Raw genomic sequence first — 19,565 nt, forward strand, 5'->3', positions numbered from 1 at the left:
GCTACTGGTAGTTCAACGTCCAGGTCCCGCTGGCGCTGAACGGACCGTATTCGAGAGACTGATTTTTTATCGCCGATGGCTCCGCTGCGACCCACGCCAAGAAATTCAGCGTCATCGAACCTTCTGTTATCTCTTTGACTGACGTGCTCTCATCAAGGCGGATTGCCGTGCCGTCCTCTTCGCTCATCCCAATCCCGATCCCTGACGCACCGCCTTGTTCACTGTTATCCAGCGCCAGATGATCGGTCAGCTCCGCATCCTCACGACCGCTGAAGGTAACCGAGATCCCACGGAAAACCTCAGGGTTGCAGTCGCGTAACTGGATGCTGAATTTTTCCGGCTTACTGCGCCCCGAGAGATAGAGATCCTGTGTCGCGATTTGCTTGAAATCGACCTCGATTTTGTCGCCTCCCGGTGCAAGGCTGCAGGCCAGGGCTCTGATGGTGCCGTGAAAATACATATCGCCGCCGACCAGTTTGGTGTCGGCCTGCGCCATGCCACCTAGCAGTAACATACTGGTCGCGAATAACGCCGAGAATCTCATGACATCCCCCTACTGAAACTGCGCGACAACGGTGGCAGAGGCTTCAAATTCACCTTCTTTCACGCTTCCCACGCCCGGCTTTGCCACCGGCGCGGCGGTGAGATTCCAGTCGCCCTGATTCTGGTAAAATCCCTTCACGTTGTAGAATTGATTGGGCACGACGGTGCCACCGCTTTCGTCTTTAAGCATAATGCCGAGATCGTCGCGCTTTTGTCCGCCGCTCAGCGTGCCAAGGAGATTACCGTTAAACCCCGCCGTGCCTGACGCCGTGGTCGTTTGTATACCAAGATTAATGTTCAGCGCGCCCTGATCGAAGCTCCCACCTTCACAGACCACATGTATAGGGACTGACTTGCTGTAGTTAGTGCCGTTGAGCCGGGCAGCGGATCCAGGCAGATCGCCAAACTCAATGCTGATTTTGTCTCCCCGGTTGAAGGTGCATTTGTCCGGGACGGTAATTAGCCCGGATTTAATCACCACGCGAGAAATCGCCGTGGTTGGCGTAGGTCCCGCGCTTCCCATGCGCCCGGCCACCTCCACCAGCGACTGGGAAGTGATATTGATGCCATTGATAATGGGTTTAGTGACAATAAACGTCACTTTCCCTTTTGAACCACTTTCAACGTTAGTCGCTCGCGTGTAGCCCTTACGCTTTTTACAGCTGTTGTTGCTGTTGCGGTTTGAAACATTGGTAAAAGGCGCCTGCACATATTTTTTATAGCCCCCGGCAACCCACACCTGAACTTCCACATCCAGATACTCGTTTAGCCGAAAACGGTTCGCCCCCTGATTTGAAGGCGGCATCGTGGTTGTGGTGGTGTAGTAAATTGGTGCTCGGGAGATGTCAGCCTGTTCGCAATAGAAATTCACCACATACCAGCCGCCCAGATTCCATGGGAACGGCTCCGTTCTGCCACCCACGTGGTTTTTACTGACATCCAGCGAGCTCAGTTCAATATCGTACTGATGCGGCGACCCACCTTCCGGCTCACCTTCTCCCTGTGTAAATGCCTGCCCGGCCAACGGACAGCCTGCCAGCACCAACCACAACAGCGTTTTACGTAATACGCTCATAGATACTCCAGCTTAAGTCTGACCAGACCGTTAAATTCTCCGGCGGTCACCTCTCGCCCAAAAGATTCCAGCGCGGCAAGAAAATGAATGGCGTTATCGCCCGGTTTGAGGATCCACATGCGTTGCGGTTGGTTCAGGTGGATTAACTGGTTACGTTCAGTCAGTAGCCGGATGCCCGCGCCGCGAACATCGCCACGAATGCGCCCCAAATCGCTGTTTTCCGGTGCGCCTTCAGCCATTAGCGTCATCGAAACACCACGCTCCACCGTGCTGTGCGCAAGCTCAGGCATCTCACTGGTCTGCCCGGGGAAATCCCTTAAGGTATGACCGGAGCCCTTTAAACAGCCATTCAGATACAGCGTGACCAATACCGGATCGCTGCGATCGCCGCCCTGGCGAAATCGGCTGGCGGAAATATCACCAAGATCGATAGTCTGATCGCGGGAGGCCATATCCAGCACGCACGGCGAAACGAACACCCGACCATGAAAGCGGACGTTGCCATACTCACCGGACACGTTGCTCATATCCTGGCGACCGCTTGTGGCCTGAACCGAGCAGGCCATGCCCGCCATCAGCAGAGCGCAAAGCATCTTTTTCATTTACGAATCCTGTTACCGGGGCTGTTGCTCCATCGGCAATGCTTTACACACATTGCCTGTGCAGCTGAATTTCAATTCGGGATGACCGCCAAAATCGTTCACATACATCATGCTGAACTGGCTAACGCTGCCGTCGGCCACGCTGAAATCGAGAGAGGACTTTGGTGAAACCATAATCCCAGGGAAGTCAGTCAGCCTGTCGCCGCCCTGCGCTTCAGGCTTGCGGCTTAAGCCGATTAAGGTAACGAAGTACGGCGTTGGGTTATCCACACTCCAGCGCTGCCCCTGCTTATGAAAGACCAGTTGGTTTTGCCACACGGCGCCCGGTGTTTCCGGCACGATGGCGGTCGGACGGTAGAACAGTTTGATGCGCGACTGCATCGCCAGTTGCAGCACGTTCGGCTTATCCGGCTTGGGCGGAATTTCACGCACGTTCAGGTAGAACAGACTTTCGCGATCCTGCGGCAAAGCGTTAATACCGCTGGTTTTTGTCACACGCGCAATGCCCTTTTGCCCGCCGTTAATCCGTTGTAGCGGCGGTAAAACCATCAACGGCGAGGTAATTTTTGTTCCATTGGCGTCTTCCACCCACGACTGAGCCAGAAACGGAATGCTCGGACTGGTGTTGGTTAAGTTCGCACTGACAGATCGCACATCACCGGTGATAATCAGACGGGTACGGTCAAGTGCAATGCCCGCCCATGAGGCGTTGATCTCTGCAATAAAAAGCAGACCGCAGACCACGGGTTTGAGCCAACGCTGCACGGAGTAAAATGCTTGATTTTTCATAACAAAATTCATTCAGGTTATTGATATTATTCACAAGGCAACAGCACGTTACCTTCCGGGTTGATTTGTTGCGGCACCTGTAAGTGACACTGCGCGCGACCGCCCCAGGCAACAGAAAGACGCTCGGCTGGATTCACACCCGCAATCCAGGCCATGCCGTTTTCCATCACCATGGCGACGCTGACACCGTTGGCGTTAAACACTTCGGCACCAAACGGCGGTACCGAACCATCTTTCAGGCGCAGCAGCGCCATCATTTTTTGCCCCTGCGCCACGGCGAAGCGCTGATAACCAATCGCGCCTTCCGTCAGAGTGTTGGTGACAATGGCTTTAGTCGCGGAAATGTCCTCGTCCATTGCGTCCACATCGATACGGGGGTGATGCTGCCAACTTACTGATTTAGTGTATGATGGTGTTTTTGAGGTGCTCCAGTGGCTTCTGTTTCTATCAGCTGTCCCTCCTGTTCAGCTACTGACGGGGTGGTGCGTAACGGCAAAAGCACTGCCGGACATCAGCGCTATCTCTGCTCTCACTGCCGTAAAACATGGCAACTGCAGTTCACTTACACCGCTTCTCAACCCGGTACGCACCAGAAAATCATTGATATGGCCATGAATGGCGTTGGATGCCGGGCAACCGCCCGCATTATGGGCGTTGGCCTCAACACGATTTTCCGCCATTTAAAAAACTCAGGCCGCAGTTGGTAACCTCGCGCATACAGCCGGGCAGTGACGTCATCGTCTGCGCGGAAATGGACGAACAGTGGGGATACGTCGGGGCTAAATCGCGCCAGCGCTGGCTGTTTTACGCGTATGACAGGCTCCGGAAGACGGTTGTTGCGCACGTATTCGGTGAACGCACTATGGCGACGCTGGGGCGTCTTATGAGCCTGCTGTCACCCTTTGACGTGGTGATATGGATGACGGATGGCTGGCCGCTGTATGAATCCCGCCTGAAGGGAAAGCTGCACGTAATCAGCAAGCGATATACGCAGCGAATTGAGCGGCATAACCTGAATCTGAGGCAGCACCTGGCACGGCTGGGACGGAAGTCGCTGTCGTTCTCAAAATCGGTGGAGCTGCATGACAAAGTCATCGGGCATTATCTGAACATAAAACACTATCAATAAGTTGGAGTCATTACCGGCTTAGGGAAGGTGCGAACAAGTTCCTGATATGAGATCATCATATTCATCCGGAGCGCATCCCAGAGGGACATCATGAGCCATCAACTCACCTTCGCCGATAGTGAATTCAGCACTAAGCGCCGTCAGACCCGAAAAGAGATTTTCCTCTCCCGCATGGAGCAGATTCTGCCATGGCAGAATATGACCGCTGTCATCGAGCCGTTTTATCCCAAGGCGGGCAATGGCCGACGGCCCTATCCGCTGGAGACCATGCTGCGTATTCACTGCATGCAGCATTGGTACAACCTGAGCGACGGTGCCATGGAAGATGCCCTGTACGAAATCGCCTCCATGCGCCTGTTTGCCCGATTATCCCTGGATAGCGCCCTGCCGGATCGCACCACCATCATGAATTTCCGCCACCTGCTCGAGCAGCATCAACTGGCCCGTCAATTGTTCAAGACCATCAATCGCTGGCTGGCCGAAGCAGGCGTCATGATGACCCAAGGCACTTTGGTGGATGCCACCATCATTGAGGCACCCAGCTCTACCAAGAACAAAGAGCAGCAACGCGATCCGGAGATGCATCAGACCAAGAAAGGCAATCAGTGGCACTTTGGCATGAAGGCCCACATTGGTGTCGATGCCAAGAGTGGCCTGACCCACAGCCTAGTCACCACCGCGGCCAACGAGCATGACCTCAATCAGCTGGGTAATCTGCTTCATGGAGAGGAGCAATTTGTCTCAGCCGATGCCGGCTACCAAGGAGCGCCACAGCGCGAGGAGCTGGCCGAGGTGGATGTGGACTGGCTGATCGCCGAGCGTCCCGGCAGGGTAAAAACCTTGAAGCAGCATCCGCGCAAGAACAAAACGGCCATCAACATCGAATACATGAAAGCCAGCATCCGTGCCAGGGTGGAGCACCCGTTTCGCATCATCAAGCGGCAGTTCGGCTTCGTGAAAGCCAGATACAAAGGGCTGCTGAAAAACGATAACCAACTGGCGATGTTATTCACCCTGGCCAACCTGTTTCGGGTGGACCAAATGATACGTCAGTGGGAGAGATCTCAGTAAAAACCGGAAATAACGCCAGAAATGGTGGAAAAAATAGCCTAAATAGGCTGATTCGATGTGTTTGCGGGAAAAAAATCGGCCCAGATCCGCGAAATTTTAATCAGCGAGTCAGCTTGGGAAGAAATGACCTGCTTATTCGCACCTTCCTTAGTTTTCAGACCACATAAAAATACCCTAAAAGACCTGGCATCTGGTGAAATGGCCACATTGAATAATGTGGCAACACAATTACTGCTCTATCTGTTGCAAAATGGTAAAGAGATATCCTCGCGCGATGAAATTCTGCGGAATGTTTTCCAGCATAATGGCGCCAGAGCGACGGATGCTAATCTCAATCAGCACATTTCATTTCTGCGCAAAGCAATAACGTCTACGGGCCATCCTGCAGAACTGATCGTCACCATTCCGCGAATAGGATTTCGGATGAGCGACGCCAGTATCAATATTCAGCAACTGGAGGAATCGCAAGCGCCCACCAGAATAGTCAATGTTGCATTGACGCCCAGGAAAAAGAAACGAAACCTGTGGCCTGTCACGATAACAACGTTAATTACCGGCATCGCCGTGCTGGCGACAGCGTGGTTAACATGGATACCCAATGAAATCGCGATGACGGACGCGGCGATCCTGCGAACTATCGACTACGAGCAATGCCGTGTGCATATATTAGGAAACGCCCTCACCGACACCATAACCGAAAAAAAAGCGCTGGATATTTTCAAGTCCGTGGGTATTAACCCCAACTGTTCGTACCCAAAAGATCTGTATCTCAATACCTGGGCGAGCAACCATAATCTGGTTGAGTGGTCGTTTGCCGCTGAATGCGGGCTAAACCTCGGCTATTACCATTGCATCAGCCAGTATCGCCATCATGAGGAATGATATGAAGCAGGAAAGCGATCACTCTCCTTTACTATGGTCAGTCGTGATTGCCATTTTTGGGCTAGCGGCTATCGCTTTTTTTATTATCGCCGGGAATGCGAAAAAACAAGAAATCAGTTTTTCCTGCTCCTCGGAATTCACGTCGATACTCGACATCCAGAATACAAAAAAGGAACTCCACGGAATAATGCTGATAACCAGCTACAACTCCGGACACCTTTCATTGTCAGTCCAGGGGAAACTCAAAAGTGACGACGGCGAGTTCGCTGTTAACCGAAAACTGTTCTTTCGCTATGCCCGTCCACTCGGCCATACCGCAGGCGTTTTTATGCTCACTCCCGATGGTCGGGAAAAATCCCCCGATGATGACGCAACGGACGCTGTCGACTATCTCTTCTTCGACGCTTACGAACGTGCCGACAAGCTGTATATGCTAAAGCACCTGAATGAGGAAACGGTTCTTATTGGCGATAACTTCTCACCCCGCTTCGCCTGCGTGATGAATCACTTCGCGAGTTAATCGCCTTCTGGATATGCGTCGGGTTAAGGATGACCTGATGTGTTGCCCACCCGAAAGCTCGGGCGCCGTCGATAAAGTATGGTAATGAGATTATTATTTTTGGCGGGCTAAAACGACGAAAGCCTGAATCATTTCTGATTCAGGCTTTCTGAATAGTGGCGGAATGGACGGGACTCGAACCCGCGACCCCCTGCGTGACAGGCAGGTATTCTAACCAACTGAACTACCACTCCGCGTTGTGTTCCGCTTGGGAACGAAGCGAATATTACGGATTGCCTCGCGCCTCGTCAACGCTTTTTCTCACGTTTTTAATCGTTTGCTGCAAAAATCACCCGAATGGCCATTTTCATACGGTAAACGTACAAACTATGCCCGCCAGAGGCAACTTCCGCCTTTCTTCTGCACCAGGTCAAGGCGTGACTCATGGGCCGCTAACTCTTCATCAGTAGCGAAAACAACGCGTAGTTTGCTGGACTGTCGCACAATACGCTGGATCCCCGTGTCATTCTGCTGCTGGCTGTCGCCTTCTATTGAGAACGCCATCGTGGTCTGCCCGCCGGTCATCATCAGATAAACGTCGGCCAGAATCTGGGCATCGAGCAATGCGCCGTGCAGGGTTCGTTTACTGTTGTCTATCTCATAGCGCGAGCATAACGCATCAAGGCTGTTTCGCTTGCCAGGAAACATTTTCCTCGCCAGCGCCAGGCTATCGGTTATTTTGCAAAATTCATTCGTCTTCGGAATATCACGCTTGAGCTTCGCGAATTCGTAATCCATAAAGCCGATATCGAACGATGCGTTATGGATGACCAGCTCCGCGCCGCGAATGTAGTCGAGAAACTCGTCGGCTACATCGGCAAACGTAGGTTTATCGAGCAGGAATTCGTCTGCGATTCCGTGTACGCCGAACGCTTCCGGGTCCACCAGCCGATCCGGCTTCAGGTAAACGTGGAAGTTATTGCCGGTCAGGCGGCGGTTCACCACTTCAACCGCACCGATCTCAATGATCTTGTGGCCTTCATAGTGGGCGCCAATCTGGTTCATACCGGTGGTTTCGGTATCGAGGACGATCTGTCGTGTAATTCCAGTGCTCATAACGGTCATTTATGTCAGACTTATCGTTTGATTTCGATTTGCTAAAACAGGAAGTCTACCAGAGATGCTTAAACAGGTAGAAATTTTCACCGATGGTTCTTGCCTGGGAAATCCAGGGCCTGGTGGTTATGGGGCGATTTTACGCTATCGCGGGCGCGAAAAAACCTTTAGCGAGGGCTACAACCTCACCACTAATAATCGCATGGAGCTGATGGCGGCAATCGTTGCGCTGGAAGCCCTGAAAGAACAGTGTGAAGTGATACTCAGCACGGACAGCCAGTATGTGCGTCAAGGCATTACGCAGTGGATCCACAACTGGAAGAAGCGCGGCTGGAAAACAGCAGATAAAAAACCGGTGAAGAACGTCGATCTGTGGAAACGTCTCGATGCCGCGCTGGGGCCGCATCAAATCAAATGGGAATGGGTTAAAGGCCATGCGGGCCATCCGGAAAACGAACGCTGCGATGAGCTTGCGCGCACCGCGGCCATGAGCCCGACTCAGGATGATATTGGGTATCAGACTGAGGCTTAAGCGTCCGGTTTACGGTATTGCCGGGTCGCGCCAACGGCATGACGGATAGGCGTTTTGCTTTTATTTTGTTTCATCGGGTTGAGCGTAAGCGGAATGGTTCGCTTGCGCGCAACCACCAGCTGTAAACAGCCCAGCGCGGGGATATGGGCACTTAACATTTTCCCGCCCTTCTTGTTCCAGGGCAGAACATGAAAACGACTATAGTGCAGCACTTCAAAATTCAGTAATGATAGCCAGTCCAGTTGACGCATGAGGGTAAACATCCGACTGTTATAGGGCGATGTCTTGCGCAATACGGGCACCAGTTTACGCAATCCCATCAAGCTTACCGGGTTAAAACCGCTCAGAATCAACCAGCCGTCATCAATCAACACGCGATCGGCTTCACGCAGTAGGCGATGCGGATCGGAGCACCACGGTAACGTATGGGCCAATAAACAGACATCCACGGACTTATCGGCAAAGGGAAGATGCAAAGGATCGGCCGTCACCTGCATGGGAGATCCCTGCAAAGAAACATTTACCTGATGAGAAACCGCGCACGCTTCAGAATCGATTTCTGCGCTTAAATTACCAACCTTAAGCAGATGAAAACCGTACATTTTTGCAAACCACGGGTTAAGCTGATGCTCCAGCGCCTCACGATAGTGTTCGCCCCAGGGCAAATCATCCCAGCTAACGGGCGCTACGACAGTTTGAGGGATCCTTGCCGGTTTCATCACAACCTTCCGTTACGCATTGAGAGGTAATATATGAATCTTAACAGTATTCCTGCATTTCAGGACAATTACATCTGGGTCCTGTCAAATAATGACCAGCATTGTCTGATTGTGGACCCGGGTGAAGCGGCTCCTGTTTTGAAAGCCATTGCAGAGCATAACTGGGTGCCGGAAGCCATTCTGCTAACCCACCATCATCAGGATCACGTTGGTGGAGTGAAAGAACTCCTGCAACATTTCCCACAAATAGTGGTATACGGACCGGCTGAAACGCAAGATAAGGGAACGACACACGTAGTCGAAGATGGCGATATTGCACTCGTTTTGGGGCATGAATTTAGGGTAATTGCTACTCCGGGTCACACTTTAGGACATATCTGTTACTTTAGCCATCCTTACTTATTTTGTGGTGACACGCTCTTTTCTGGCGGTTGCGGTCGACTTTTCGAAGGTACAGCAACTCAAATGTATCAATCACTTAAAAAAATAAACGAACTTCCTGACGATACATTAATTTGTTGCGCACATGAGTACACATTAGCAAACATGAAGTTTGCCTTAAGCATTCTCCCGCACGATTCGTTCATAAATGAATATTATCGTAAAGTTAATGAGTTACGCGTAAAAAAACAAATGACACTACCCGTAATTCTGAAAAATGAGCGGCGAAATAATCTTTTTTTGAGAACGGAAGATATTGATTTAATTAATGAAATCAACAAAGAAACAATATTGCAACAACCTGAAGAGCGTTTTGCCTGGTTAAGGTCAAAGAAAGATACGTTCTGACAATTCCGGGTTGCCTTTTGAAAACTTCGCCGTTATGATCGGTCGTCTTTTAAGCAACTATTGACACACACATGAAGGCAAAAGCGATATTACTCGCCTCTGTCCTGCTTGTTGGGTGCCAGAATACTGGTAACGTCCAACAACACGCACAGAGCCTTTCTGCAGCTGGTCAAGGGGAAGCAGGAAAGTTTACAAGTCAGGCGCGATGGATGGACGACGGAACATCTATCGCTGCTGATCAAGATTTGTGGGCTTTCATTGGTGACGAGCTAAAGATGGGAATTCCGGAAAACAGCCGGATTCGCGAACAGAAACAGAAGTATTTACGCAATAAGAGCTATCTCCACGATGTAACTTTACGGGCAGAGCCGTATATGTACTGGATAGCCGGGCAGGTTAAGAAACGTAACATGCCTATGGAACTGGTACTACTACCCATAGTGGAGAGCGCTTTTGATCCTCACGCAACGTCTGGCGCCAATGCCGCAGGTATTTGGCAGATCATTCCGAGCACGGGGCGCAATTATGGTTTAAAACAGACCCGCAGTTATGATGCACGTCGCGACGTTGTGGCTTCCACCACCGCCGCGCTGGACATGATGCAGCGTCTGAACAAGATGTTTGATGGCGACTGGCTGCTGACCGTTGCTGCTTATAATAGCGGTGAAGGTCGTGTCATGAAGGCAATCAAAACGAACAAAGCACGTGGTAAACCCACTGACTTCTGGTCGTTGCCATTGCCTCAGGAAACGAAGCTATACGTGCCTAAAATGCTGGCATTGAGCGATATACTCAAAAACAGCAAACGCTATGGCGTACGTCTGCCAACAACAGACGAAAGCCGCGCGTTGGCACGTGTTCGCCTGAGTAGCCCGGTTGAGATGGCTCAGGTTGCTGATATGGCGGGTATTTCCGTCAGCAAGCTGAAGACCTTCAATGCAGGCGTGAAAGGCTCCACGTTGGGTGCCAGCGGCCCGCAATATGTGATGGTGCCAAAGAAGCACGCAGAGAAGCTGCGTGAGTCTCTGGCTTCAGGCGAAATTGCAGCCGTGCAGTCAACGCTGGTCGCGGATAACACGCCGCTGAACAGTCGTAGCTACAAAGTTCGCTCTGGCGATACGCTTTCTGGCGTCGCGTCACGCCTTGGCGTGAGCACCAATGACCTTAAGCAGTGGAATAATCTGCGCGGGTCATCCCTGAAAGTGGGTCAAAACCTGACGGTGGGTGCGGGTACCAGCGCACAGCGTCTGGCGAACAACAGCGATAGCATCACCTATCGTGTGCGTAAAGGCGACTCGCTGTCGAGCATTGCCAAACGTCACGGGGTTAACATCAAAGATGTCATGCGCTGGAACAGCGATACGGACAATCTACAGCCAGGCGATCAGCTCACGTTGTTTGTGAAAAACAACGGTATGCCGGACTCCTGATAGCATTGTAGAAATGAAGGCACTGGATTCCCCCCAGTGCCTTTTTTATTTATCCCGCTTTATGTGCTTCAACCATTATCGTGTCGCTGGTAAACGAGCCATCTTCCTGTAACGCAAAGTAGGCTTTCACGTCTGCAGAAGCACTTTGTTGGTATGCACGAATCGCGTCGCTCAACGCCGCGGGCGTGCGCATCCTCGCGACCCACGAACTGAACTCCAGTGGCAGGCGATCGGTTAACAAAGTATCGGCAATCAAATTGGCATCGTTGATTAACGACAGCCACTCTCCACTGGAATAGTTACGAACGTGCGAGGTATCGCGTAACGCCTCCACGGTTTGCAACCAGATATCACGTACAGGGTGGCCTGGCGACATCACATCCATCACAATCAATACACCACCGGGCTTCAGAACGCGGTTCACTTCCCGCAGCGCGCGTCCGACATCATGCCAGTGATGCGCAGAATAGCGGCTAATCACCACGTCAAATTCGCTATCTTCAAATGGCAGACTTTCGGCATAACCCTGGCGTGTGGCGACATTCTCCAGGCCCCTGTCATTTGCCGCCTCAGCGACCACCTCAAGCATCTGCGACGATAAATCATAAGCCACAACCTGCTTTACGTGTTGCGCGGCTACAAAGCTGGCATGCCCCGCTCCACATCCCATATCCAACACACGGGCCTGCGGAAATGCCGACAACCTTTCCCCCAGACGCTGCAAGTCACGGCCAGAGGCGTGCACCGCACTGGTTAAATAGGCATTAGCCTGAGAGCCAAACTGTTTTTCGACGTTGTCATGGTGAGAGCGTGTTGTCATTGTGTTGTCCTTCGGTTGTTGTGAAATTGGAAGGGCAACCATCACAGGCCTGCCCTACGGCAGACCTGACACACCGTTATTGTTCAGGTTTGCCGGGACTGAATTCAACGAGTAGCGGGTTGTGATCGGATGCACGGGTGACCAGCACAGAGGCTTCACTCACGTTCAGACCACGATAGAACACAAAATCGAGAGGGCGACCAAACGCGCGTCGGCGCTGATCGTCGGTAAAACGTACCTGGCGCAGCGACATTTCTCGCGCAAAGCGGTACAGCGCATTCATCCGTCGACGGCTCCAGGCATTGAAATCGCCGGCCATAATAACCGGACCGCTGTGATGAGCAATCTGATCGCCAATGGGAAGTAACTGCTTACTATAAACATCGACGCCGAGGCTAAAGTTAACCGCGTGGATATTCACCACCATTAATAATCGAGAGTCAGGCAGCGGATACACCGTTACCAGAGCCGATTTCGCCAGCCGTAAAATAGGCTCACGCTCGCGCAATGGACAACAGTAAACAGGATGAGCAGCAGAGAGCGTCATGACGCCAGAGGGATGCTGAGGCAGCACAAAGGCAGGAACCTGATCGGCAGCAAGGTAGTTAGCGGTCGCAAACTGCACCAGTTCTGGCGTGGTTTGCGCTTCCTGTAATAATACCAGATGCGCATCTTTGCCAAAATTCTTCAGCACCGACTGCCATTCTGCGCGCTGCTGTTTAAAAATATTCCATACCAGCACGCGAATGCGGTCTTCACTGCTTAACGGAACGCCTGCGGGTAATGCCTGGCCAATATGCGCAAACGACCCCGGCGGTAAAATCCGCTCGGCGGGTTGTCCGGCAACATAACGCATGGCATAGGTGTTTTTTCGCACTTTAGACTTTCAAACCTCTGTAACGTCAACCAGTCCGCAGCCGGACTGGTTCTTCTGTTATAGGGATTTTAGCACTCACTTTCAACGAACAATTGCAGTTTGTTTTGTAAGTGGGCGCTTACATCAATGATTTACCCCAGAGCAACACGCACGGGTTTATCAAGACGACCGCTGACACCCATCAGCAGGAAAGCTACCAGAACAATGAGGGCACCAATCCACGGCGTCTGTGCTAAACCATAATGCTCGACCGTTTGCCCGCCAATCACTGACCCCAGCGCAATCCCAATGTTAAACGCCGCAATGTTTAACCCTGACGCCACATCTACAGCATTAGGCGTAAATTGCTCCGCTTTCTGTACCACGTAGACCTGCAACCCCGGCACGTTACCAAAGGCAAAGATCCCCATCACCAGAATGGTAGCCAGCGCGGCGTACTGCGTAGAGGCCGTCAGTTGGAAGACCATCAGCAGAACAAACAGCGCGGCGAAAATGAATTTCAGCGCAGGAACCGCACCATGCTTATCTGCCAGCTTACCACCCCAGATATTACCGATAGCCACTGAAACACCGTAACCCAGTAAGATCCAGCTTACTGCTGCCGGGGAGAATCCCGCCAGATCCTGCATCATCGGTGCAAGGAAGGTGAATGCCGTGAATACACCGCCGTAGCCCAGTGCCGTAACGGCGTAAATCAGCAATAGACGGGGATGAGTCAGCACCTTCACCTGGTCGCGAATGCTGGCGGCAGCACGACCGGGAATGTTGGCAGGGATCAGTAACTGGCTACTGATCAGTGCAATCACGCCTAACATTGATACCGCGAGGAAAGTCTCACGCCAGCCAAAGTGCTGACCGATAAATGTTCCCAGCGGCACGCCGGTGACCAGCGCCACCGTTAAGCCACCAAACATAATGGCAATGGCGGAAGCCGCTTTCTCTTTTGGCACCAGACTTGTCGCGATGGTAGAACCAATCGAGAAGAATACGCCGTGTGCCAGCCCAGTCAGCAGACGAGCGACAATGAGTGTCATATACCCGGGTGCCTGCCATGCCAGCAAATTCCCCGCCGTAAACAGAACCATCAGCGCAACCAGTAACTGTTTACGTGGCAGGCGTCCGGTCAGAGCGGTCAGTACCGGTGCGCCAATTGCCACACCCAGCGCATAGATTGAAACCAGCATCCCGGCGGAAGGTAACGAGATCGCCAGCTGTTGAGCGATGGTCGGCACCAGACCAACAATCACAAACTCAGTAGTGCCTATAGCGAAGGCACTTATTGTTAGTGCAAATAAAGCGAGAGGCATAAATAACTCCGTAACATCAGTAATCAGATGACACGCAGTATGCCTGGATGTTTTAATGACAAAAATATTCAAAATCTCAATATAATTTTGCGTCAGGTGCAAAAATGAAAGCAACCTCCGAAGAACTTGCAATTTTTGTGGCGGTAGTGGAAAGCGGCAGCTTTAGCCGGGCGGCAGAACAGCTTGGACAAGCCAATTCTGCGGTCAGCCGGGCAGTAAAAAAGCTGGAGATGAAACTGGGCGTCAGTTTGCTTAATCGCACGACCCGACAGCTAAGCCTGACCGAAGAAGGAGAGCGCTACTTCAGGCGGGTGCAGCAGATACTGCAAGAGATGGCTGCAGCAGAAACGGAAATCATGGAGTCGCGTAATACTCCGCGCGGCCTGCTGCGCATCGACGCAGCAACACCGGTGATGTTGCATTTCCTGATGCCGCTAATCAAGCCGTTCCGGGAGCGGTATCCCGAGATGACGTTGTCTCTCGTCTCCTCAGAAACGTTCATCAATCTTATTGAACGAAAAGTGGATGTTGCTATACGAGCGGGTACACTGACTGACTCGAGTCTACGTGCGCGTCCGCTATTTACCAGCTATCGTAAGATTATTGCCTCACCGGACTACATTGCCCGTTTTGGCAAGCCAGAGAGCGTCGAGGAGTTAAACCAGCATCTGTGTCTGGGGTTTTCCGAACCAGTTTCACTCAATACCTGGCCGATTGCCTGTAGCGACGGACAGCTGCATGAGGTCGAGTGCGGAATTTCTTCCAACAGTGGAGAAACGCTAAAACAGCTTTGCCTGAATGGCAACGGCATCGCATGTCTTTCAGATTATATGATAGATAAAGAGATCGCGCGGGGTGAACTGGTGGAGTTATTGGCAGATAAACGTCTGCCGGTAGAGATGCCTTTTAGCGCAGTTTATTACAGCGATCGTGCCGTCAGTACGCGCATCCGGGCATTTATCGACTTTTTAAGTGATTATATAAGAACAGCTCCCGAAGGAGCTGTGAAAGAGGGTTAATGGGTACAGAGGGTCAGGCAATTAATCCCAATCAGGGGCCAGGCCTTCCGGGCTGACCAGACGATCGTTGCAGTCCAGTGCCGCGATCGCTTTTTTATCTTCGGCATCCAGATGCAGTTCCAGCGCCAGCAGGTTGCTTGCCAGGTTTTCACGTTTGGTAGAAGAAGGAATTACGGAGTAACCTTCCCCCATTGCCCATGCCAGAATAACCTGCGCCGGGGTCGCGTTATGTTTCGCGGCAATGTGCGCAATCACTTCATCTTTCAGCGCTTTGCCGTAAGCCAGCGTCATGTAAGAGGTGATGTGGATACCGTGTGCTTTCGCCCAGTCAACCACCTTACGGCTCTGCAAATACGGAGACAGCTCAATCTGATTGGTCGCAATGTTCTCTGCGCCTACTGCGGCAATGGCTTTTTCCATCAGCGGAATGGTGAAGTTTGAGATACCAATTTCGCGAGTCAGCCCCTGCTGTTTTGCTTCGAGCAGCGCCTGCATGAATTCCTCAACAGATACCGCATCACCTGGAGATGGCCAGTGGATCAGCGTCAGATCGACATAATCTGTACGCAGCTTCTTCAGGCTTTCTTTCAGACTTGGGATCAGTTTTTCTTTGCTGAGATTTTCAATCCAAATCTTGGTGGTGATATACAGCTCGTTACGCGGTACGCCGCTTTCGGCAATCGCCTGACCAACAGCCGCTTCATTATCATAGATTTGCGCAGTGTCGACAGCACGGTAGCCTAGCTCAAGCGCCGTTTTAACAGAAGCGATAACCACGTCGTCTTTCAGGCGGAAAGTACCTAAACCGAATGCAGGGATAGTCATAGAATTCCTCTTTTTAATCACTATGTTCGTTAACTGAGAGGATTATGAGCTTAAGCTCTTTATAGAAAAAGAGTGAAAAATGCAGAGGATTTTTGCGGATTCAGCAATAATTAAATTGCAGACAAAGAAAAAGCCCTGAGCGTTAGCTCAGGGCTCTTAATAAGTGGCGGAACGGACGGGACTCGAACCCGCGACCCCCTGCGTGACAGGCAGGTATTCTAACCAACTGAACTACCGCTCCACCGAATTTCTTTGTCACCACCCGGATTTTCATCCCGGTTTACTGCAATTTGATGCCTGGCAGTTCCCTACTCTCGCATGGGGAGACCCCACACTACCATCGGCGCTACGGCGTTTCACTTCTGAGTTCGGCATGGGGTCAGGTGGGACCACCGCGCTACAGCCGCCAGGCAAATTCTGTTTATCAACACACCTCCCGGGCATGTCGATGTCATCTGTAATCAAACTGAATCTTGTGTCTGTCTTTCGCCAAAACATCTTCGGCGTTGTAAGGTTAAGCCTCACGGTTCATTAGTATCGGTTAGCTCAATGTATCGCTACACTTACACACCCGACCTATCAACGTCGTCGTCTTCAACGTTCCTTCAGGACCCTTAAAGGGTCAGGGAGAACTCATCTCGGGGCAAGTTTCGTGCTTAGATGCTTTCAGCACTTATCTCTTCCGCATTTAGCTACCGGGCAATGCCATTGGCATGACAACCCGAACACCAGTGATGCGTCCACTCCGGTCCTCTCGTACTAGGAGCAGCCCCCCTCAATTCTCCAGCGCCCACGGCAGATAGGGACCGAACTGTCTCACGACGTTCTAAACCCAGCTCGCGTACCACTTTAAATGGCGAACAGCCATACCCTTGGGACCTACTTCAGCCCCAGGATGTGATGAGCCGACATCGAGGTGCCAAACACCGCCGTCGATATGAACTCTTGGGCGGTATCAGCCTGTTATCCCCGGAGTACCTTTTATCCGTTGAGCGATGGCCCTTCCATTCAGAACCACCGGATCACTAAGACCTGCTTTCGCACCTGCTCGAGCCGTCACTCTCGCAGTCAAGCTAGCTTATGCCTTTGCACTAACCTCCTGATGTCCGACCAGGATTAGCTAACCTTCGTGCTCCTCCGTTACTCTTTAGGAGGAGACCGCCCCAGTCAAACTACCCACCAGACACTGTCCGCAACCCGGATTACGGGTCTACGTTAGAACACCAGCCATTAAAGGGTGGTATTTCAAGGATGGCTCCATGCAGACTGGCGTCCACACTTCAAAGCCTCCCACCTATCCTACACATCAAGGACCAGTGTTCAGTGTCAAGCTATAGTAAAGGTTCACGGGGTCTTTCCGTCTTGCCGCGGGTACACTGCATCTTCACAGCGAGTTCAATTTCACTGAGTCTCGGGTGGAGACAGCCTGGCCATCATTACGCCATTCGTGCAGGTCGGAACTTACCCGACAAGGAATTTCGCTACCTTAGGACCGTTATAGTTACGGCCGCCGTTTACCGGGGCTTCGATCAAGAGCTTCTCCTTACGGATAACCCCATCAATTAACCTTCCGGCACCGGGCAGGCGTCACACCGTATACGTCCACTTTCGTGTTTGCACAGTGCTGTGTTTTTAATAAACAGTTGCAGCCAGCTGGTATCTTCGACTGATTTCAGCTCCATGGGTAAACCACTTCACCTACATATCAGCGTGCCTTCTCCCGAAGTTACGGCACCATTTTGCCTAGTTCCTTCACCCGAGTTCTCTCAAGCGCCTTGGTATTCTCTACCTGACCACCTGTGTCGGTTTGGGGTACGATTTCGTGTTACCTGATGCTTAGAGGCTTTTCCTGGAAGCAGGGCATTTGTTACTTCAGCACCGTAGTGCCTCGTCATCACACCTCAGCGTTAATAAGGTACCGGATTTACCTGGAACCTCCGCCTACATGCTTAAACCGGGACAACCGTCGCCCGGCTAACATAGCCTTCTCCGTCCCCCCTTCGCAGTAACACCAAGTACAGGAATATTAACCTGTTTCCCATCGACTACGCCTTTCGGCCTCGCCTTAGGGGTCGACTCACCCTGCCCCGATTAACGTTGGACAGGAACCCTTGGTCTTCCGGCGTGCGGGTTTTTCACCCGCATTATCGTTACTTATGTCAGCATTCGCACTTCTGATACCTCCAGCATACCTCACAGTACACCTTCAACGGCTTACAGAACGCTCCCCTACCCAACAACACATAGTGTCGCTGCCGCAGCTTCGGTGCATGGTTTAGCCCCGTTACATCTTCCGCGCAGGCCGACTCGACCAGTGAGCTATTACGCTTTCTTTAAATGATGGCTGCTTCTAAGCCAACATCCTGGCTGTCTGTGCCTTCCCACATCGTTTCCCACTTAACCATGACTTTGGGACCTTAGCTGGCGGTCTGGGTTGTTTCCCTCTTCACGACGGACGTTAGCACCCGCCGTGTGTCTCCCGTGATAACATTCTTCGGTATTCGCAGTTTGCATCGGGTTGGTAAGTCGGGATGACCCCCTAGCCGAAACAGTGCTCTACCCCCGAAGATGAATTCACGAGGCGCTACCTAAATAGCTTTCGGGGAGAACCAGCTATCTCCCGGTTTGATTGGCCTTTCACCCCCAGCCACAAGTCATCCGCTAATTTTTCAACATTAGTCGGTTCGGTCCTCCAGTTAGTGTTACCCAACCTTCAACCTGCCCATGGCTAGATCACCGGGTTTCGGGTCTATACCCTGCAACTTAACGCCCAGTTAAGACTCGGTTTCCCTTCGGCTCCCCTATTCGGTTAACCTTGCTACAGAATATAAGTCGCTGACCCATTATACAAAAGGTACGCAGTCACACCCCGAAGGATGCTCCCACTGCTTGTACGTACACGGTTTCAGGTTCTTTTTCACTCCCCTCGCCGGGGTTCTTTTCGCCTTTCCCTCACGGTACTGGTTCACTATCGGTCAGTCAGGAGTATTTAGCCTTGGAGGATGGTCCCCCCATATTCAGACAGGATACCACGTGTCCCGCCCTACTCTTCGAGTTCACAACACATGCACTTTTGTGTACGGGACTTTCACCCTGTATCGTGCGACTTTCCAGACGCTTCCACTAACACACATGCTGATTCAGACTCTGGGCTGCTCCCCGTTCGCTCGCCGCTACTGGGGGAATCTCGGTTGATTTCTTTTCCTCGGGGTACTTAGATGTTTCAGTTCCCCCGGTTCGCTTCATTACGCTATGTATTCACGTAATGATAGTGTGACGAATCACACTGGGTTTCCCCATTCGGAAATCGCCGGTTATAACGGTTCATATCACCTTACCGACGCTTATCGCAGATTAGCACGTCCTTCATCGCCTCTGACTGCCAGGGCATCCACCGTGTACGCTTAGTCGCTTAACCTCACAACCCGAAGATGTTTCTTTCGATTCATCATCGACTTGCAAAAATTTGAGAGACTCGAACACACCATTTTTCATTTCTTATTACGGAGAAATGAAACAGTGTGTCGTTTCAATTTTCAGC

18 protein-coding genes, 2 tRNA genes, 2 rRNA genes and 2 pseudogenes are annotated in these 19,565 nt (G+C 51.8%); 9 read left to right on the forward strand and 15 right to left on the reverse strand.

Features of this window, described 5'->3' with window-relative positions; genetic code table 11:
- Nucleotide 1: 1 nt before the first annotated feature.
- The 5 genes and pseudogenes from C2U43_RS20870 to C2U43_RS20890 form a co-directional block, all read right to left on the reverse strand.
- A complete protein-coding gene (locus C2U43_RS20870; protein WP_103285733.1) occupies nt 2-544 on the reverse strand; it encodes a fimbrial protein in 543 nt (180 codons plus the stop codon).
- A 9-nt stretch (nt 545-553) separates the two neighbouring features.
- A complete protein-coding gene (locus tag C2U43_RS20875) occupies nt 554-1,618 on the reverse strand; it encodes a fimbrial protein (protein WP_057068865.1) in 1,065 nt (354 codons plus the stop codon).
- Entirely contained in the window at nt 1,615-2,220 is a 606-nt protein-coding gene (locus tag C2U43_RS20880; RefSeq protein WP_048214874.1) for a fimbrial protein, read from the reverse strand. The genes C2U43_RS20875 and C2U43_RS20880 overlap by 4 nt, the downstream gene beginning before the upstream one ends.
- A 12-nt stretch (nt 2,221-2,232) precedes the next feature.
- The gene (locus C2U43_RS20885) at nt 2,233-3,009 is read right to left on the reverse strand and encodes a fimbrial biogenesis chaperone (RefSeq protein WP_103285734.1); all 777 of its coding nucleotides are present in this window, start codon (nt 3,007-3,009) and stop codon (nt 2,233-2,235) included.
- 26 nt (nt 3,010-3,035) lie between these two features.
- Nucleotides 3,036-3,383 (reverse strand): annotated as a pseudogene (locus C2U43_RS20890) (FimD/PapC C-terminal domain-containing protein); the annotation flags it as partial.
- Between the two features lie 57 nt (nt 3,384-3,440).
- On the opposite strand from C2U43_RS20890, the gene C2U43_RS20900 reads away from it, so the two are divergent.
- From C2U43_RS20900 to C2U43_RS20915, 5 genes are all read left to right on the forward strand, one after another.
- A protein-coding gene (locus C2U43_RS20900) for an IS1-like element IS1B family transposase (protein ID WP_103178130.1) occupies nt 3,441-4,138 on the forward strand; the annotation gives its coding sequence in 2 pieces (ribosomal slippage) (nt 3,441-3,690 and nt 3,690-4,138; 699 coding nt in all).
- A 90-nt stretch (nt 4,139-4,228) separates the two neighbouring features.
- Nucleotides 4,229-5,209, forward strand: coding sequence for an IS5-like element ISKpn26 family transposase (locus C2U43_RS20905; RefSeq protein WP_000019450.1), 981 nt, complete (start codon nt 4,229-4,231; stop codon nt 5,207-5,209).
- Complete coding sequence (locus C2U43_RS30125) at nt 5,191-5,376, forward strand: hypothetical protein (protein ID WP_327003680.1); 186 nt, start codon at nt 5,191-5,193, stop codon at nt 5,374-5,376. The genes C2U43_RS20905 and C2U43_RS30125 overlap by 19 nt, the downstream gene beginning before the upstream one ends.
- Nucleotides 5,333-6,091, forward strand: a complete 759-nt coding sequence (locus C2U43_RS20910; RefSeq protein WP_103286018.1) for a winged helix-turn-helix domain-containing protein — start codon at nt 5,333-5,335, stop codon at nt 6,089-6,091. Before C2U43_RS30125 ends, C2U43_RS20910 begins: the two co-directional genes overlap by 44 nt.
- A 1-nt stretch (nt 6,092) precedes the next feature.
- On the forward strand, nt 6,093-6,611 hold the full coding sequence (locus C2U43_RS20915; RefSeq protein WP_003830806.1) for a hypothetical protein: 519 nt from the start codon (nt 6,093-6,095) through the stop codon (nt 6,609-6,611).
- Nucleotides 6,612-6,767: 156 nt separating this feature from the next.
- On the opposite strand, the gene C2U43_RS20920 is transcribed toward C2U43_RS20915, so the two are convergent.
- A tRNA-Asp gene (locus C2U43_RS20920) sits at nt 6,768-6,844 on the reverse strand.
- A gap of 133 nt (nt 6,845-6,977) precedes the next feature.
- Nucleotides 6,978-7,706, reverse strand: coding sequence for a DNA polymerase III subunit epsilon (dnaQ, locus tag C2U43_RS20925; RefSeq protein WP_100247263.1), 729 nt, complete (start codon nt 7,704-7,706; stop codon nt 6,978-6,980).
- Here dnaQ and rnhA point away from each other — a divergent pair.
- Nucleotides 7,660-8,238: pseudogene (gene rnhA / locus C2U43_RS20930) on the forward strand (ribonuclease HI). The gene dnaQ and the pseudogene rnhA overlap by 47 nt on opposite strands.
- On the opposite strand, the gene C2U43_RS20935 reads toward rnhA, so the two are convergent.
- Nucleotides 8,235-8,957, reverse strand: a complete 723-nt coding sequence (locus tag C2U43_RS20935; protein WP_048214878.1) for a class I SAM-dependent methyltransferase — start codon at nt 8,955-8,957, stop codon at nt 8,235-8,237. The pseudogene rnhA and the gene C2U43_RS20935 sit on opposite strands and share 4 nt — an antisense overlap.
- A 33-nt stretch (nt 8,958-8,990) precedes the next feature.
- Between C2U43_RS20935 and gloB the strand changes: the two genes are divergently transcribed.
- Together gloB and mltD are read left to right on the forward strand one after the other, a co-directional pair.
- On the forward strand, nt 8,991-9,746 hold the full coding sequence (gloB, locus tag C2U43_RS20940) for a hydroxyacylglutathione hydrolase (protein ID WP_008783773.1): 756 nt from the start codon (nt 8,991-8,993) through the stop codon (nt 9,744-9,746).
- A 71-nt stretch (nt 9,747-9,817) separates the two neighbouring features.
- Nucleotides 9,818-11,176: a murein transglycosylase D gene (gene mltD / locus C2U43_RS20945; protein WP_032942416.1), complete on the forward strand. Its 1,359-nt coding sequence runs from the start codon at nt 9,818-9,820 to the stop codon at nt 11,174-11,176.
- 49 nt (nt 11,177-11,225) lie between these two features.
- On the opposite strand, the gene C2U43_RS20950 is transcribed toward mltD, so the two are convergent.
- The 3 genes from C2U43_RS20950 to C2U43_RS20960 all read right to left on the reverse strand — a co-directional run bounded on the left by C2U43_RS20950 (nt 11,226) and on the right by C2U43_RS20960 (nt 14,180).
- Nucleotides 11,226-11,996 carry a class I SAM-dependent methyltransferase gene (locus C2U43_RS20950; RefSeq protein ID WP_048226448.1) on the reverse strand — a complete coding sequence of 257 codons (771 nt, stop codon included), beginning with the start codon at nt 11,994-11,996 and terminating at the stop codon, nt 11,226-11,228.
- Nucleotides 11,997-12,072: 76 nt separating this feature from the next.
- Nucleotides 12,073-12,873 (reverse strand): endonuclease/exonuclease/phosphatase family protein, encoded by an 801-nt coding sequence (locus C2U43_RS20955; RefSeq protein WP_008783770.1) that lies wholly within the window; start codon nt 12,871-12,873, stop codon nt 12,073-12,075.
- 131 nt (nt 12,874-13,004) lie between these two features.
- A complete protein-coding gene (locus C2U43_RS20960) occupies nt 13,005-14,180 on the reverse strand; it encodes an MFS transporter (RefSeq protein WP_003830796.1) in 1,176 nt (391 codons plus the stop codon).
- Nucleotides 14,181-14,284: 104 nt separating this feature from the next.
- On the opposite strand from C2U43_RS20960, the gene yafC reads away from it, so the two are divergent.
- The gene (gene yafC / locus C2U43_RS20965; RefSeq protein ID WP_103285735.1) at nt 14,285-15,199 is read left to right on the forward strand and encodes a DNA-binding transcriptional regulator YafC; all 915 of its coding nucleotides are present in this window, start codon (nt 14,285-14,287) and stop codon (nt 15,197-15,199) included.
- Between the two features lie 21 nt (nt 15,200-15,220).
- On the opposite strand, the gene dkgB is transcribed toward yafC, so the two are convergent.
- The 4 genes from dkgB to C2U43_RS20985 form a co-directional block, all read right to left on the reverse strand.
- Nucleotides 15,221-16,024, reverse strand: a complete 804-nt coding sequence (gene dkgB / locus C2U43_RS20970; RefSeq protein ID WP_003830794.1) for a 2,5-didehydrogluconate reductase DkgB — start codon at nt 16,022-16,024, stop codon at nt 15,221-15,223.
- 164 nt (nt 16,025-16,188) lie between these two features.
- Nucleotides 16,189-16,265 (reverse strand) — tRNA-Asp (locus tag C2U43_RS20975).
- Between the two features lie 54 nt (nt 16,266-16,319).
- A 5S ribosomal RNA gene (gene rrf, locus C2U43_RS20980) occupies nt 16,320-16,435 on the reverse strand.
- A gap of 99 nt (nt 16,436-16,534) precedes the next feature.
- Nucleotides 16,535-19,442 (reverse strand): 23S ribosomal RNA (locus C2U43_RS20985).
- Nucleotides 19,443-19,565 lie beyond the last annotated feature (123 nt).

The organism is Citrobacter freundii complex sp. CFNIH9 (assembly GCF_002903305.1).
Lineage (GTDB): Bacteria > Pseudomonadota > Gammaproteobacteria > Enterobacterales > Enterobacteriaceae > Citrobacter > Citrobacter portucalensis.

Excerpts from the sequence above, each read along its gene's own strand:
- C2U43_RS20870 (WP_103285733.1), bottom strand. The coding sequence starts at position 544 with ATGAGATTCTCGGCGTTATTCGCGACCAGTATGTTACTGCTAGGTGGC.
- C2U43_RS20875 (WP_057068865.1), bottom strand. The coding sequence starts at position 1,618 with ATGAGCGTATTACGTAAAACGCTGTTGTGGTTGGTGCTGGCAGGCTGT.
- C2U43_RS20880 (WP_048214874.1), bottom strand. The coding sequence starts at position 2,220 with ATGAAAAAGATGCTTTGCGCTCTGCTGATGGCGGGCATGGCCTGCTCG.
- C2U43_RS20885 (WP_103285734.1), bottom strand. The coding sequence starts at position 3,009 with ATGAAAAATCAAGCATTTTACTCCGTGCAGCGTTGGCTCAAACCCGTG.
- C2U43_RS20905 (WP_000019450.1), top strand. The coding sequence starts at position 4,229 with ATGAGCCATCAACTCACCTTCGCCGATAGTGAATTCAGCACTAAGCGC.
- C2U43_RS20910 (WP_103286018.1), top strand. The coding sequence starts at position 5,333 with ATGACCTGCTTATTCGCACCTTCCTTAGTTTTCAGACCACATAAAAAT.
- C2U43_RS20915 (WP_003830806.1), top strand. The coding sequence starts at position 6,093 with ATGAAGCAGGAAAGCGATCACTCTCCTTTACTATGGTCAGTCGTGATT.
- dnaQ (WP_100247263.1), bottom strand. The coding sequence starts at position 7,706 with ATGAGCACTGGAATTACACGACAGATCGTCCTCGATACCGAAACCACC.
- C2U43_RS20935 (WP_048214878.1), bottom strand. The coding sequence starts at position 8,957 with ATGAAACCGGCAAGGATCCCTCAAACTGTCGTAGCGCCCGTTAGCTGG.
- gloB (WP_008783773.1), top strand. The coding sequence starts at position 8,991 with ATGAATCTTAACAGTATTCCTGCATTTCAGGACAATTACATCTGGGTC.
- mltD (WP_032942416.1), top strand. The coding sequence starts at position 9,818 with ATGAAGGCAAAAGCGATATTACTCGCCTCTGTCCTGCTTGTTGGGTGC.
- C2U43_RS20950 (WP_048226448.1), bottom strand. The coding sequence starts at position 11,996 with ATGACAACACGCTCTCACCATGACAACGTCGAAAAACAGTTTGGCTCT.
- C2U43_RS20960 (WP_003830796.1), bottom strand. The coding sequence starts at position 14,180 with ATGCCTCTCGCTTTATTTGCACTAACAATAAGTGCCTTCGCTATAGGC.
- yafC (WP_103285735.1), top strand. The coding sequence starts at position 14,285 with ATGAAAGCAACCTCCGAAGAACTTGCAATTTTTGTGGCGGTAGTGGAA.
- dkgB (WP_003830794.1), bottom strand. The coding sequence starts at position 16,024 with ATGACTATCCCTGCATTCGGTTTAGGTACTTTCCGCCTGAAAGACGAC.